Source organism: Ereboglobus luteus, from assembly GCF_003096195.1.
Lineage (GTDB): Bacteria > Verrucomicrobiota > Verrucomicrobiia > Opitutales > Opitutaceae > Ereboglobus > Ereboglobus luteus.
Genome location: NZ_CP023004.1, coordinates 2,786,511 through 2,801,533 on the forward strand (window position 1 = coordinate 2,786,511; position 15,023 = coordinate 2,801,533).

11 protein-coding genes and 1 riboswitch are annotated in these 15,023 nt (G+C 59.4%); of the genes, 1 reads left to right on the forward strand and 10 read right to left on the reverse strand.

From position 1 onward, the window contains the following. Positions 1 to 95: 95 nt before the first annotated feature. Positions 96 to 509, reverse strand: coding sequence for a hypothetical protein (locus CKA38_RS10195; protein WP_108825375.1), 414 nt, complete (start codon positions 507 to 509; stop codon positions 96 to 98). 93 nt (positions 510 to 602) lie between these two features. Continuing rightward, positions 603 to 684: riboswitch (Fluoride riboswitch) on the forward strand. A gap of 28 nt (positions 685 to 712) precedes the next feature. On the opposite strand from CKA38_RS10195, the gene crcB reads away from it, so the two are divergent. Continuing rightward, positions 713 to 1,105 carry a fluoride efflux transporter CrcB gene (gene crcB, locus CKA38_RS10200; protein ID WP_108825376.1) on the forward strand — a complete coding sequence of 131 codons (393 nt, stop codon included), beginning with the start codon at positions 713 to 715 and terminating at the stop codon, positions 1,103 to 1,105. Positions 1,106 to 1,277: 172 nt separating this feature from the next. Here crcB and CKA38_RS10205 read toward each other — a convergent pair whose 3' ends face one another. The 9 genes from CKA38_RS10205 to CKA38_RS10245 all read right to left on the reverse strand — a co-directional run bounded on the left by CKA38_RS10205 (position 1,278) and on the right by CKA38_RS10245 (position 14,998). Next, a complete protein-coding gene (locus CKA38_RS10205; protein WP_108825377.1) occupies positions 1,278 to 3,767 on the reverse strand; it encodes an HD family phosphohydrolase in 2,490 nt (829 codons plus the stop codon). Positions 3,768 to 4,061: 294 nt separating this feature from the next. Further along, complete coding sequence (locus tag CKA38_RS10210; RefSeq protein ID WP_108825378.1) at positions 4,062 to 5,657, reverse strand: peptide ABC transporter substrate-binding protein; 1,596 nt, start codon at positions 5,655 to 5,657, stop codon at positions 4,062 to 4,064. After that, a complete protein-coding gene (locus CKA38_RS10215) occupies positions 5,654 to 6,154 on the reverse strand; it encodes a DUF456 domain-containing protein (RefSeq protein ID WP_108825379.1) in 501 nt (166 codons plus the stop codon). Before CKA38_RS10215 ends, CKA38_RS10210 begins: the two co-directional genes overlap by 4 nt. Before the next feature lie 85 nt (positions 6,155 to 6,239). Beyond that, the gene (aroQ, locus tag CKA38_RS10220; RefSeq protein ID WP_192881133.1) at positions 6,240 to 6,665 is read right to left on the reverse strand and encodes a type II 3-dehydroquinate dehydratase; all 426 of its coding nucleotides are present in this window, start codon (positions 6,663 to 6,665) and stop codon (positions 6,240 to 6,242) included. Positions 6,666 to 6,764: 99 nt separating this feature from the next. Further along, positions 6,765 to 7,517, reverse strand: a complete 753-nt coding sequence (locus tag CKA38_RS10225) for a Nif3-like dinuclear metal center hexameric protein (protein ID WP_108825381.1) — start codon at positions 7,515 to 7,517, stop codon at positions 6,765 to 6,767. Positions 7,518 to 7,561: 44 nt separating this feature from the next. After that, positions 7,562 to 8,332 (reverse strand): class I SAM-dependent methyltransferase, encoded by a 771-nt coding sequence (locus tag CKA38_RS10230; RefSeq protein WP_108825382.1) that lies wholly within the window; start codon positions 8,330 to 8,332, stop codon positions 7,562 to 7,564. Between the two features lie 83 nt (positions 8,333 to 8,415). Then, the gene (gene leuA, locus CKA38_RS10235) at positions 8,416 to 10,104 is read right to left on the reverse strand and encodes a 2-isopropylmalate synthase (RefSeq protein WP_108826539.1); all 1,689 of its coding nucleotides are present in this window, start codon (positions 10,102 to 10,104) and stop codon (positions 8,416 to 8,418) included. A gap of 484 nt (positions 10,105 to 10,588) precedes the next feature. Continuing rightward, positions 10,589 to 13,633: a TonB-dependent receptor domain-containing protein gene (locus CKA38_RS10240; RefSeq protein ID WP_161554846.1), complete on the reverse strand. Its 3,045-nt coding sequence runs from the start codon at positions 13,631 to 13,633 to the stop codon at positions 10,589 to 10,591. Positions 13,634 to 13,870: 237 nt separating this feature from the next. Next, positions 13,871 to 14,998, reverse strand: a complete 1,128-nt coding sequence (locus CKA38_RS10245; protein ID WP_108825384.1) for a bile acid:sodium symporter family protein — start codon at positions 14,996 to 14,998, stop codon at positions 13,871 to 13,873. Between the last annotated feature and the right edge of the window lie 25 nt (positions 14,999 to 15,023).

A 15,023-nucleotide genomic window follows, 5' to 3' on the forward strand; every position in this document is an offset into this window, starting at 1 on the left:
GGACGGGCGGGGGAGGGCTTCGCATGGGCGCGCGCGGCGGCGTCGCGGGCGAGGCGTCGGGATGGGAAGAACCTGTCAATCCGCGCGGGGATTGATCAGGCGAGGGAGGCGGCGGGGGCGCGCGACACGGGCGCGGTGCGTTCGGTGAAATGTCGCGAGGGTAACCAATCAGGCGGATCGGAGGGGAAGGAGGGGGGGGGGCGTTCGAAAACGCAAAGTGCGATTAGCGAGGCGGAAAGTGTTTCGATGAGGCAGGCGCACGCGTTGAGGGCCGATGGCTCGGGGGCGTTGAGGTGCTCGGCGGTGTCAAACCAGGAGGAAAACTCGACGAGCACGCAGGTGTCGTGCGCGTGCTGCGTTGTGTCGGTGTGATGGTCGCAACCGGTTTGGTGGTCGTGATCGATGACGTGCGCCTCGATGAGGCCGATTGCGTCGAGCATGCAATGCTGCGTCGCCGGCAGCCAGATGGCGGCCATGAAGAGGGCGATGCATTGCACGAGGGGGCGCATAAAGCATGAAAGTTGTCGCGAGCGACGGGGCTTTGTCAAGTTGCGGCTTGGAAATGACGTGCTTGTGAAATGAAATTTGTGTGCTAACGTTCCCAACACAACGGCAATGGATTTCTGCCGCCCCTTTACGGGGAAACCGCCGGTCGCGAGACTTGCTGATGATTCCTACTTGGTGTTCTCATTACATACAAAAGGAATCTCTCATGGCACTCTACTTTTGGATAGCTCTCGGCAGCGCGATTGGCGGATTGGCGCGATTCGCGCTTTCCGGTTTTGTCGCGCACCATGTCGGTGAAACGTTTCCGTGGGGCACGTTTATCGTCAATGTGAGCGGCTCGTTTCTGATCGGATTTTTTGCAACAATCACCGCTCCTGACGGGCGGTTTCTGGTCGGGATCACGGCGCGCCAGTTTGTTATGACCGGCATTTTCGGGGGCTTCACGACGTATTCGTCGTTCAGCATCCAGACGCTTGCGCTCGCCCGCGAAGGCGAGTGGTTTCACGCGGGAGCCAACGCCACGCTCACGTTTGTGATCTGCTTTCTGGCCGTGTGGCTCGGCTATGTGTGCGCGACTTTTATCAATAATCTGAAATGAGGCCGCATCAGGGCGCCTCCGATGGGTTTTGTTTTTGCCGCGCGTTTTTTGTCGATGAGTCTTCCGCGGCGAAGCGTCCTTCACTGACGCATGCGACGGGACAAAATACGCTGCGAACGCGGGCGCATGTCTTGCGGGGCTATTCCGATGCGGTTGGTGTTTTGATGGGCGCTTATTTGGCCGGCTCGGGTTGCAGCGCATCGGCGGGCGGAGTGCCTTTGTCGTTGGTTTGCTCGACGGTCTTTTCCTCCGTAGGGGGATAGGCGACTCGCGAATGCAGCATGTTCAGAAGCGTGAGGACAAAGCTGTTTCTGATTTTGTTCAGGTCGGCAAATGTCAGCGGCGCGTCGTCGAGCTGCTCGTCATCCATGCGATCCCTAAAAATCTGGTCGATCAACTCGCCCAGGTGTTGCGGCGTTACTTTGCGCATCGAGCGCGAGGCCGCCTCGACACCGTCGGCGAGGAGGATGATCGCGCTTTCCTTGAATTGCGGGCGCGGACCATCGTAACGGTAAGTGGACTCGCTCACCGGAACGGGGTCGAGGCCGGGCGAGTTTTGTATCGCAAACGGCGGGCGCGTGACAACCACGGGCGGGGTTGTTCCCCCGTGGTGCGGAATCGGCGAGGCGGAGCCGCTGGCCTGATAGCGTTTTTCACCGAGCGCCCTGTGATAGAAAAAGCGAATCAGGCTCGTGCCGTGGTGCTGCTGGATGACGTCGATGACCGCGCGCGGGAGCTTGTTTTTGATTGCGAGGTCAACGCCGTCCTTTACGTGCGCCTTGATGATGAGCGCGGAAAGCGAGGGGTTGTTTTCGTCGTGCGGGTTGGCGCGGTCTCGCTGGTTTTCCGTGAAGTATTCGGGTTTGTTCGTCTTGCCGATGTCGTGGAAGAGCGCGCACACGCGGGCGAGCAGCGGATTGGCGCCGATGGCGTTGGCGGCGTTTTCCGCAAGCTGCGCCACGACGAGCGAATGGTGATAGGTGCCGGGCGCCTCCATTTGCATGCGCCGGAGGAGCGGGTGATTGTAGTCGGTGAGCTCGAGCAGCGTGATGTCGGTTGTGCGCTGGAAAAGCGTTTCGATGATCGGCAGCAAGCCGACGACGATGACGCCGGTGATGACGCCGTTTATCAGGCCCGTGAGTATCTGGCGGGGCACGGTGAAATCGGGGCCCAGGAATGACTGCTGGTCGATGATGCCGAAGAGCAGCGCGAAGCACGAAACGGCGATGCCGCCATAAAGCGCCGCGCGCATGATGCTGCTGCGGCGGCGGACGTGGCGGCATTGGTAGGTGGCGATGATCGACGCGAAGAAGGTGAGCACGAGCACGTCGAGCCGGTTTCCGTAAATGACGCTCGTGAACACGGAGATCAGCAACGCCATGAAAATGGCCGAGCCCGCGTCGATGAGAATCACGACAATGATCGGCGCGATCGCGGTTGGCGCCAGATACGGCAGGATTGATGCAGCCTCCGAGTGGTGCATGAAATACGGCAGCTCGCTCAACCAATAGGTGACCCGCACAAGGGCGAGGTTGAAAACGACAACGAGCGCGAGGAGCGCGAGGCGTCCGTTGCTCTGGAGCGTCTCGGGGTCCTCGATGCGCATGTAGATGGCGCACGCGAGCACCATTGCGAGCACCACGAGTATACGACGTAGAAATTGCATGTCGGCCGAGCTGCTCTCGGTGTTGTGCTCGAGCTGGTAGGCGCGATAGGCCTCGAGCATTTCGTATTGCTCGGATGTCACGCGCTTGCCGTTTTCGATGATGATCTGCCCCTTCTCAACATGGACGACCGGTGAGGGCATTTTTATCGTGGCCTCCATCTTGAGCGCCTCGGTGGCAACCTCGTCGAAGCGGATGTTGGGCGCGAGGCCGTTGTCGAAGATGCGGGCGATTGTGTAGATCGTCCTGCGCCGCAGACCCTCGCTGGCCAGGCTGACGCGCAATTCGCTGCGCGCGTTTTCAAGCGTGCGCACGGTGCGTTCCACGCTTTCGCCGCCGGGGCGCGTTATTCGCAGCAGCGTGGATGTGCCGTCGGACGCCGTCATCATGGCAAGCGCATTGTCCTGAATGCCGTCCTTGCAGATTTCGCGCAATGTTTGCAATGCGGTCTCGGCGATCTCGCGCCGCCGGTTGGCGTCGCCGATGTCGAGCAGCGTCCGCACCTCTGCCGCCGTGGTGTTGTAGGGGCCGCGGGCGTTGAATGCGACCAGGAGCGCGTTGAACGACGCGGTGCGCACGGGATCCTCGGCGCCCTCGGGCGGGTATCTTTTTTCAAACGTGTCCAGGTCCGCCAGCAAGTCCTTGATCGCGGCCTCGAATTTCTTGAGCGGCTCGTCGTCGAGCTTGTAAACGCGGGGCACGCGGTTGCGGATTTGCTCGCGCGTGAGCTCGGCCTGCTGGTGGCTCACGTAATCAAACGCGACGTTTGCGGTGATTTGCACCCCGGCGACCTGGTTCGGGTAAATCGGAATCGAGCTGCTGTTGATTCCCACGTAGCTGATGAACACGATTGAGGACGCCGTCGCGATGAGGATCAACGTCGTGACGAGCCTGTGGGTTGCGAGGAATTTCCAGACGCGCGAGTTGACGAGAGTCTTGCGTTTGCGCGGCTGCTGGCCACCACCTGGAAGGGTGCGTAGAGTATCAATCAGAGACATGAATGCGGTATGATTTCTTGAAACATATTTGAAAACAACCGTCCGCAATTAGAAGAAACGCGCGCGATTTAGCTAGGCTAATTGTGCGCTTAATTATTCCTCGGCGATTGCGGCATCTGGTTTGCAATAAACGATCGTGACGCAGAACGAGCCTCGGATTTTTTTCGGAAGAAATGTTTTGGTCAGGATTAACGGGATTTGCAGGATTCACACACTACGGCTGCGAATGCCGGAATCTTTATCCTGTCCATCTCGTTAATCCTGTTTTCAAAACGGGTTTTGGCCCGAGTCGCGTCACTTCACTTCCAAATCCACGTATTTCCACGGGTAGTTGTCCAGGAACGTGGTGCGGAAATTCTTTACCCGCGGGGAAATGATTCTCGCGTAGGTGTAGAAATAGATCGGCATGATCGGCAGGTCGCGCAGCAGCATTTTTTCCATGCGCTGGTAGACCGCATAACGCTCCTCCTGCGTCTTCGCCTCGAGCGCCGCGTCGAGCATGCGGTCGTATTCGGCGTCGCCCCAGTTCGTGTTGTTGTTGCCGCCGCCCGTGCGCCACAGGTCGAAAAACACATGCGGATCGACATAGTCCGCGATCCACCCCGCGCGCTGCACCTGAAAGTTCATCGTCTTCTGCGAGTCGAGATACACCTTCCACTCCTGGTTGTAGAGGCCGATTTCGACGCCGAGGTTTTTGCGCCACATCTGCTGCAGCGCCTCCGCGATGATGCGGTGCTTCTCAAGCGTGTTGTAAAGCAGTTCGGTTTTTGGAAACCCCTTGCCGTTCGGATAACCCGCCTCGGCCAGCAGGCGTCGCGCTTCGGCGATGTTTGCCTTCAACGCCGCGTCCGGCGCCGGCGTGTAACCCGCCACATCCGGCGGAACAATCGTGTAGGCCGGTTTTTCATCGGCGAGCGTCACGTATTTCACCAGCCGCTCGCGGTTGATCGCCAGCGCAAACGCGCGCCGCACTCGCACATCGTCGAACGGTTTGCGCTTTGTGTTGAAGCGATAAAAATAAACGCCGCAGTAGGGATCGATGCGCAGGTGCGAGTCGGGCGAGCGTTTGTAGGAGGGGATTTTTTGCGGCGGAAAATCGTAGGTGATGTTGAGCTGCCCCGCGCGATACATGCGCTCCTCGTTGTCGGATTGCGTGACGGGATAAAAATCAATGCCGTCGAGTTTCACCGTTTCGCGATCCCAATATGTGGGCGAGCGCCGTGTTGAAATAATCTGGTTCTGCTTCCACTCCGTGAGCACGAACGGGCCGTTGCCGACGAGATTTCCCGGACGCGTCCAGCGCGAACCCTTCGCGTCTACCGGGCCGAATTTTTCAATCACCGAAAGCGGCACCGGAAACCACGCGTAATGCGTGAGCGCGCTCAGGAAAAACGGCGCGGGCCTCTCGAGCGTGAGCACCAGCGTGCGCTCGTCGGGCGCGCGCGCGCCGACGGTGGAAAAATCCCCCGTTTTTCCCGTGTAGTAATCCGTCGCGCCCTTGAGCAGAAAAAGCATGTAGGCGTATTCGGTGGCGAGCTTGGGCGACAGCATGCGCGCATACGAACGCACGAAGTCGTTTGCCGTGACCGGCTCGCCGTTCGACCACTTCGCGTCCGCCCGCAAATGGAACGTGTAAACAAGCCCGTCGTCCGACACCTCCCAGCGCTCCGCCACGCCGGGAATCACGCCCAGGTCGTCGGGCGAATTGTTCACCAGCCCCTCGAACAACGCGCTCACCAGGCGGTGCTCCACGCTTCCGGAAATCACCTGCGGATCGAGGTCCTGCGGCTCGTCGCCATTGCCAGCGCGAAGGATTTTTTGCTGTCCCGCCGCGGACACGGCAAAATAGGCTGCGCTCAAACAGAGAAGGAGGATGCGATGGACGTTCATGCGTAGTAAAGATACAGATCAAACAAAACGATCATGACCATGAAAAGGGCAATCGCCAGCCTCGCCGCCATGGAAATGCCGTAACCCACGCCCGCGCCAAACCCGGACTTTACCGAGCTTTCCAAGCCTTTCCTCGCAAAAATAATTTCCGCGACAAACGCCCCGATGACCGGCCCGAGCAACAGGCCGAACGGCGCGAAAAACAGGCCGACAATTCCGCCCACCGCCGCGCCGAACAAACCCCACCGCGTCGCGCCGGCCCATTTGGCGCCGACGAGTGTTCCAAGGAAATCCACCACGCGCTCCAGGATCGCGCAAACCACCAGCGCCACAATCGTCCACCACGACAGCACGTCGGGCAGAATCAACTTGTGGATGAGCGCGCCGACCACCGGCAGCACCGCGCCCGGCACCACGGGGATGAGCGCGCCAAACGGTCCGCAGACCAATCCGATCACGAGCGCGCTCCAAGCGAGAATTTCCAATGTGATTTGCATGTCGATTAATTCAAACAGTGGCGCGTTTTGGCGCGCGTTTGTGTTTTGGCGGACGCGCGCAAACGGACTCGCGCAAACAGCGCCCTTATTTCAACAAAAACCTCACTGCCGCGAAGTAGCCCTCCAAGCCGAGGCCGCTGATCATGCCGGCGCAAGCGGGCGCGGTCAGCGATGTGTGGCGGAATTCCTCGCGCTTGTAGATGTTTGAAATGTGGACCTCGACAGCAGGCAAATGCGCGCCAAGAAGCGCGTCGCGCAAGGCGACGCTCGTGTGCGTGTAGGCGCCGAAGTTGACCACGAGGCCGTCGAACTTCGCGTCGGCGAACGCGGCGATTTTGCCCACGATTTCGCCCTCGATGTTGGATTGGAAAAACTCAAGCGCGGCCTTGCCGTCGAACTCGGCCTGCAGTTGCCGCGCGAGCTGGTCGAGGGTGGTGGAGCCGTAGATTTCCGGCTCGCGTTTGCCGAGGCGGTCGAGGTTGGGGCCGTTAATGATGCCGATTTTTTTCATGATAAAATTATTTGTCGCGGTAAGGCGAAGTCTCCGGCTGGGCCGCGATGCGCGGGACGGCTCAGCCGGGGGCTTCGCCCTACCTTGAATGCTCGTATTTCATAATGGGTTGTCCGTGGCGATGAATTTCCACGGGAGGCCGAAGCGCTCGGAGAGCTCGGCGGCGAGGGCTTTCACGCCGTGCACCTCGGTGGCGTAGTGGCCGCAGAGGTAGAGGTTGAGTTTTTGCTCCTGCGCGACGTTGAACCATTCCTCGCGGAGTTCGCCGGTCACGAGCGTGTCGACGCCGGCGGCGGCCAGTTCGCGCATGGCGCTGTTGCCGCTGCCGCTGCAAAAGGCGATGGCGCGCGGTTTGGTCGAGCCGTATTCGATGGCCGTCACGCGCGGATAGAGTTTTTGCAACTGCGAGCGCAGCGACGCGCGCGACGCCTTGTGCGCGGCGACCCAGCCGACCGGCTCGCCGTCGTGCACCATGAACGGCGTGGCGGGCGAGAGACCGAGCTGGCGAGCGAGCAGGGCGTTGTTGCCGATTTCGGGATGCGAATCGAGCGGCAGGTGCGACGAATAGAGCGCGCAGTTGGCGCGCATGAGCGTGGAGACGCGGTCGTAAACGGGGCCGGTGATCGGGCGGGGCATGTCCCAATACATGCCGTGGTGCGCGATGAGAAAATCGATGCCGGCGGCGGCGGCCTTGCGGAACGGCGTGATGCCGGAATCGACGATGGCGCCGATTTTGGTGACGCGCCCGTCGTTGGCGAGTTGGAGTCCGTTAAACGCGCCGGGCGCGTCATTGAACGCGGTGCGGCGCGTGCGTTCTTCACAATAGGCAACCAGTTCGTGGAGTGTGGGCATGCGGGGAATATTGGCTGGCGCGACGCGGCCTGCCAAGTCTGCTTCTAACAAGTTAGCCGCCCGAAATACATTCGTGATTGGTAGTGCATTTCAACGCGTTCGTTTTGCGCGTTCCCCTCGAATATGCTTCGCAGTGCCGCGATGAATTGCGTGTGATTTGGGTGGTTTTTGTTCGGCGCGTATGACGACGACAGGGAGCGTCCGATGAATGCCTCGAGGTCCAGTGACTGCGTTTTTAAAAATTCGACGAGTTGATATTTGTCCGGCGCAAAAAACTCGGCGATGATTGATTCATTCACGAGCGCGTGGCGTGAGCGCGCGTAATCGGGCGCGAGGTGGCGAAGGGTGGCTTCGTAATCTTCGAGGAATGGAGTTCCCGAGGTTTGGCGCTCATTCCAGACAAGCGCGACAAAACCGCCCGGCTTGAGGATGCGCGTGAACTCCCGGCGCGCGCCGGCATGGTTGAACCAGTGGAAGGATTGCCCGGCGGTGACAAGGTCGATTGACCGCGGGGGCAGGGTGGTGGACTCGGCGGTGGCGTCGATGCTGGCAAATCGCGGGTTGGCGCCGAGAGTGCGTTCCGCGGCGACGCGCATTGCGGCATTGGGTTCGACGGCGTGAACGCGGGCGGCGTGCGGAAGCAGGTGCCCGGTCAATATGCCGGTGCCGGAGCCGATGTCGGCGATGATGCTGCGCGCGGGCGAGAGTTGTGCGCGAGTGACGAGCTCGGAAATCAGTTGAGGCGGATAAGTGGGGCGGTAACGGACGTAGTTGTCCACGCGATCGGTGAAGCGTGCGGTTGGATCGAGAGGCATGGTCAACGATGGATTGCAGGGTGCCCCCTCCTTGGTGAACCGGGCGCGCGAATCGGCCCGGCCGGAGGATTCGCCCCGCCTGATTACCTCACGTCGTGCGCGGCGGCGCGGTTTAGGGCGCTGGCGACGGCTTTGATCGAGGCGAACTCAATGCTGGTGTCCTCGCCCACGCCGTAATAGGTGCGGCCGCGTTCCGACTTGATTTGGATGTAGGCGGCGGCGCGCGCCTCGGCGCCCTTGCCGAGCGAATGTTCGCTGTAACTGATGAGTTCGAATTTTGGCAGCCCGGTGCTTGCGGCGAGCGCGCGCACAAAGGCGTCGATCGGGCCGTTGCCCTGGCCGGTGATTTTTTGCGGTTTGCCGCCGTCGATGCGCACAGTCGCCTCGCAACGCACGGTTTTGTCGCGCTTTTCGGCGGTCTTGCATTGGTCGACCGAAAGCGGTGTGTCGCGCTTAAGATATTCGTCCTCGAAGGCGGCGAGGATTTCCTCGGGGGAGAGCTCGGTGCCCTTGGCGTCGGCGATGTCGTTGATGAGCTTGCCGATTTCCTTGTGCATGAGCTTGGGCAACTGATAGCCGTAATCCGTTTCGAGCACGTAGGCGACGCCGCCCTTGCCCGATTGCGAGTTGATGCGGATGATGGCCTTGTAGTTGCGGCCGAGGTCGGCGGGATCGATGGGCAGGTAGAGAACGTCCCAAGGTTTGCCGGGGTGCTGGTGTGGCATGGATTTTTTGATGGCATCCTGGTGCGAGCCGCTGAACGCGGTGAAGACGAGTTCGCCGGCGTAGGGATGGCGCGGGGGCACTTCCATGCGCGTGCAGCGCTCGTAGGTTTCGCGGATTGAATTGATGCGGCTGAAATCGAGCCGCGGGTCGATGCCGTGCGAATACATGTTGAGCGCGACGTTCATGATGTCGAGGTTGCCGGTGCGCTCGCCGTTGCCGAAGAGCGTGCCCTCGACTCGGTCGGCCCCGGCCAGGAGCGCGAGCTCGGTGGCGGCGACGCCGGTGCCGCGGTCGTTGTGCGTGTGCAGCGAGACGATGCTGAGGTCGCGGCGCGTGAGGTGCCGGCACATCCACTCGATCTGGTCGGCGTGGACGTTGGGCGTGGCGTATTCGACGGTCGCGGGGAGGTTGAGGATGATTTTGTTTTCGGGCGTCGGCTGCCAGACATCGGTGACGGCCTCGCAGACTTCGAGCGCAAAATCGAGCTCGGTGCTGGTGAAGCTCTCGGGCGAATACTCGAGGCTCAGGTTCATGCCCCCGGCGACGAGCGGCTGCGCGTGTTGCTTGAGGAAGCGCGTGGCGTTGATGGCGATGGACTTGACCTGATCGCGCGAGGCGTTGTTGAAAACGTATTCGCGCTGCTTGGGAGAGGTGGAGTTGTAGAGGTGGAAAATGACGTTTTTCGCGCCTCGTATGGCCTCAAGCGAGCGTGTGATCAGCTCCTCGCGGCACTGGCAGAGCACCTGGATGGCGACATCGTCGGGGATGCGGTTTTCGTCGATGAGACGGCGGCAGAAATCAAACTCGATTTGCGAGGCGGAGGGGAAGCCGACCTCGATTTCCTTGAAGCCGATTGTGTGGGCGAGCATCTCGAAGAACTCGAGTTTTTCGGCGACGCTCATGGGCTGGGCGAGCGCCTGGTTTCCGTCGCGCAGATCGACGCTGCACCAGACGGGTGCGCGAGTGATGGTGCGGTTGGGCCACTGCCGGTCGGGCAGGCTGACGGGAGGGAAGGGAACGTATTTTGTGATGGATGCTTTTTGCATGTGAATGCGAACTGGCGAAAATTTAAAATAAAAGGCGAAGGCTATTGCGAGGAGGCGACGCGTGTAAATGTCGCAAACCGCTGCGCGCACATTTTGCGGGCGGTGAAAACAGGCTTGGTTGATGACGCACGATCAGCCGCGAACGCGACCCTCTCGGATCGTGCGCCTAAATAAGTCGAAGAGCCTGTGCGTTGTTTCGCATGTGATGAATCGCACGGAAAACGCGGGCGGTGTTTTAGTCAAGCGGGGATTTTCGTGAAGAAGCTTTCAGGGTATGATTCAAGCCGGGGAAATTGGAGCAAAGGGCCATTAACTCAAAGATGCGCGCCTACATCACAACGGTCGCGAAGAACCCCGCCCCGCTTGCGGGCGTGTTCTTTTATATAATGAATAAATGGCGTTGGGCAAAGCAGTGCGGTTTTCGTTTCCTTGGTGACGAAAACCGCACTGCCGTTGAATGCGCTTTGGTGCCGCGCCTGTTTTATTAAAACGTCCCTTTTACGCCAAAGGTGATGTAGCTGCCGAGTTCCTGGTAGCGGCTGTAGGTTGCGTAGCTCGGGGTGCCCGGCGCGGCGCGGTAATTGCCATTCACGCGGTTGGTCAGGTCGGAGACCGATGCGAAGAGTTTGAACTGCTTGCAAATGCTGTATTCCGCGTTGAGCATCCAGCGACGGTAGGCCGGTTGATAATTATAGGTGCCGGGCCGCTCCGTGGCGCCTTCCGCCACCATGGCTTTCCTCACCACGTCCTGGTCTATATAATTCAATTTGATAAACCAACGCGGACGGATGTAGCTTATGCCAACGGAAATGTTGCGCGGGATGAAGCCGGAGAAATCGGCCGCCCTGTCGCCCTTGGTGTTGAGCTTGGTCATGTTTCCATAGATCTGAAAGTTCTTGAGGAATCCCGGGAGGAAGTGAAGCGACTGGCGATAGCTGAGTTCAAAGCCGGTGATCTTGGCGTCGCCCACATTGTTTCTGGTCTCTATGACATAACCGTCGTAGGTTCCGTCGGTCGGCAGATTTTGTTGTTCCAGCAGGGCATCGGTCACGGGGGTTTGTATAACGCCGAAGAAATTGCTGACATCTTTCTGGAAGACGCTGATGGCTCCGGAGCCGCCCTTGATGTCGTAAACTTCCAGCGACAAATCGTAGTTGTTTGCCGTCCACGGGCGCAGCGCCGGATTGTTGATGGTGATTTTCGCGTTTGTTGCCTCGGGATCGGTGATGGTGGTGCCCGGTATGAGATAGTTCACATTCGGACGCCCGATGGTGCGCGCGTAGGCAAGGCGCAGCACAACCGAATCCCCGATACGGTAGCTGGTGTTGAGGCTGGGATACAAATCGCTGTAATCACTCGATGAGGAGGCTCCGCGCTCTTTGTATCGCAGCTTGCTCAGCTCCGCCGCATCGCTCGTGACATTGATGGGTTTGTTATCCCCGTCCTTCATAATGCTGCCATCCGGGTTTCGTTTATATTGTGCCGTAATATCGTCCAGGGGACCTTTGCCTTTGATGTCCGTCTGCTCGAAGCGCACGCCGCCAGTCAGCCAAAGGCGGTTGTTGAAAAGGCGCGCGTCGGCCCGCACGTATGCGGCGGATATTGTCTCCTTGAATTCAAACGAATTGGTGACGCGGTTTTTATGCTCGGTGGCCTCGTTGATCACAAACCAGGAGGGATTTTGCTGATAAAGCTCATACATCTTCTTGTTGCTGATTTCACGGAACACATTCCCATAGATTGTGGGCGGGGCGGAGCTCAGGAAATTCTCGTCGAACACATCGAACAGTCCCGCTTTCCGATCTCCCGCCGCGGAGGATCCGTTCGGGCGAAAATTGTATGGAGTTGTCACCAGCACGCGGTGGCGGTCGGTCCTGTCGGCGGCGAAGCCGGTCTTTATGGTGATCGGGACGGAGCCGTAAAACTTGCGGCTGGCATTCAGCCGAAGCGACGTGTTCTTTCCGAGCCCGTCCTGGAAGCGTTTCTCGGCCGTGTTGATAGTATAATTCTCCCCGTTGAATATATCGACCGGATTGCCTGATTTGTTGGTCACTGTATATTTTCTGGCAATGCCGTGGAGGGGAATGTCGTCGCCGCGAATGATCAGGCTGGTGAGTTTCGCGTCGACTTTATAAAAATAGCCGTTCGCATCCGTCTTCACTCGATAATGGGCGTCCGAGTAGTCGGCGTTCATTTCAATCACCCATAGATCGCCGCGATGCGTGTATTTCAGGTTGAGCTGCCGTTGCTTGTTGTAGCGTTGATACCATCCCGCCCCGGTGCCTATGGTCACGCTGCCTTTCGCGGTGTCGGCACCCTGGGTGTGGGTGGCGTCGCCCGTGGCGCCTGCGCCGTAGTTTACTATCATGTTGCTGCGGGCGATGTCGAATGTGTTGATTTTCAGTTGGCCGCCGATGGATATTATATCCCTTGGAGTGATCTTGAAATCGAAGCCCAGCTGGCCGCCGTAGCTTACGTAGAGTTGGGGCAGGGCGTGCCAGGTGCCGGCGGTCTGGACGTTCCTGACGCGATCCCAGGTGGGCTCAATGTCAACGGTGTCGCTGTCGTCGTCCGCGGGTTTGAAACGCCAGGAGTTGGACAGCGCGGCAGTCATGGCCACGCGCTTGGTGAGCGCGCCTTGGAAGGAGATGCTCGCGGAGGGGACCATGCCGTGGGGCGACACTTCCTTGGTCTGTCCTTTGGGGTAGTTGAATTTTGTCAGTCCGTTGGTGCTGTTGGTGATTCCGGTCACGCGATAGTTGAAGGCGGGCCGCTTCAACTCGAAGCCGTTTTTCGCGATGATATTAATCGTGCCGCCCAGGCCGGATGCGGGCATGTCGGGGGTCGGCACCTTGGACACTTCCACGCGGGATGCGTTTAGGAAGGGCACGTCCACGAGGTTGACCGTGCGGGAGGGGCTTCGGGCGCTCGCCACCGAGCCGCCGTCGAGGGAAATGTTGGAAAAGTTTGACGGAAAGCCGCGAAGCGAAACTTCGTTGGGGCCGACATCGCCGTCGACGTTTACCCCGACGCCGGGGAGGAAGTGCAGGAACTCGCCGATGTTGTCGTCGCCTTGGTTGCCGTATTGGTCAAGCGCCACGACGCTTTTGCTGCTGGCGGCGATCCGTTGCTCGTTTAGTGAAATTGCCTGGGCGGTCATCTCGCGGTCCGCGGTTACTTGGTATGCCTCAAGCACGACCACCTGTCCGTCGTCCGAGTCGTAGGAGCCGAGTCCGGTCCTGCGGAGTTCGGCCTCCACCTGCGCCGGTTTGTCGGCGGCGACGGTCAGTGTGCGCGTCCAGGTTTGCATGCCGTAAAACGATATGCTCAGGCGCACTTCGCCGACGGGAACTCTCGTCAGTCGAAATTGCCCGGTTTGGTCCGTTTGCGTGACGGGGCCGTCGGGCAATATCTTCACCTGGGCATTCTCCAGTCCCACTCCGCTGAGTATATTGGAAACCCGGCCCTCAATCGCGCCGGTGGTTTCTGCCGCGAGCGCGTCGGCGGAGCCCGCGATTATTATTATCATGACTAATAAAAATGAAATAACATGCCGCGCGGCTGTAAATATCGCGGAAGGGGAATGATGGCCGGCGTTTGCGACTGGCGGGCGGCCAATGTAATTTTGTATACTGTTAATATATTTCATGGGGTTTATGGGTTGATGTTCTTATTTTTGGACAAAGCTAGCGCTGTGCGGCTTGATATTGGCCTCACAAGGGAACGGGCCGCGTGTTTGTGCGCGCGGCGCGCGGTCAACCGGCTGTTATTTTTTTATGCCGTTTTTAGTGTTATTCTTTTCTTCCTGCCTTTCGGTTTTCTTGCGCCACCAGATGGCGAGAGAGGCTCCGGTTATGTTCATGAGCGGACTGCAAATGGCCGGCGCCAGTCCCATCGTCGCGGCCTTGCCCATTTGCAGGGCGAGACCGGCCGCGAGGCCGCCGTTTTGCATGCCGACCTCTATCGCGATCGTGCGGCAGCTTTTCTCGTCGAAGCGGAACAGGCGCGCCAGCCAGTAGCCGAGAAAGTAACCGCCGCAGTTGTGCAGCAGGCACGCGACAATCAGGAGCGCGCCGATGCGCATCAGGTTGTCGCGCCCGGCGGCGTTGATGAACACGATCGTCAGCAGCAGGCCGACCATCGAGAACACGCCGAGAAACTTTTCAACAAACCTGGCGGCGGATTCCTTGCGCAGAAATATCGCCTTGAACACAAGGCCGGCGGCAATCGGGAAAATGACCAGGTTCACGATGTCGCCCGCCATTTTCCAGTAGTCGATGTCGAGCGACTCGCCGACGAGCCAGTTCATCCAGAGCGGCGTCATTATCGGGCCGAGCAGCGTGGCGACTGTGGTGAGCGAAAGTGACAGCGCGATGTTCGCCTTCGCCAAAAAATTCATCACGTTGGACGCGATGCCGCAGGGCACGCACCCGACCAGTATTATGCCCGCGGCGACCTCCGGCTCGAAGGGCATCAGGCTGGCGATGGTGAAGCCCACGAGCGGCATGATTAGAAATTGCGCGCCCACGCCGACAAACACCGCGCCCGGTTGCACGATGATCTGCCTGAAATCCTTCAGCGCCAGTTGCGTGCCCATTCCGAACATGATGACTTGCAGGATCGGAATGACAAAACCCGTCGTTTTAAAGCCGAACCACGACTCGTATAAACCGGGAAAATACATGGACGTAGTCACGCAGCCGATGACCACGAGCGGATAGGAAAACGGTTTTGTGTTTTCGGAAAACTTGGCCGCGCCCGCCGCCGCGAACCAGAACAACGCAAGCGCGATCCCGCCGGCCGCAAACCAGCCCGCCGCTGTGCAAACGCCAAAGGCGGCGAGCATGAGCAGGAGCGAGGCGGCGGCCAAAGTTTTTATGTTTTTTAATATCATTATTTATACAGTCGAAAAAACGAAG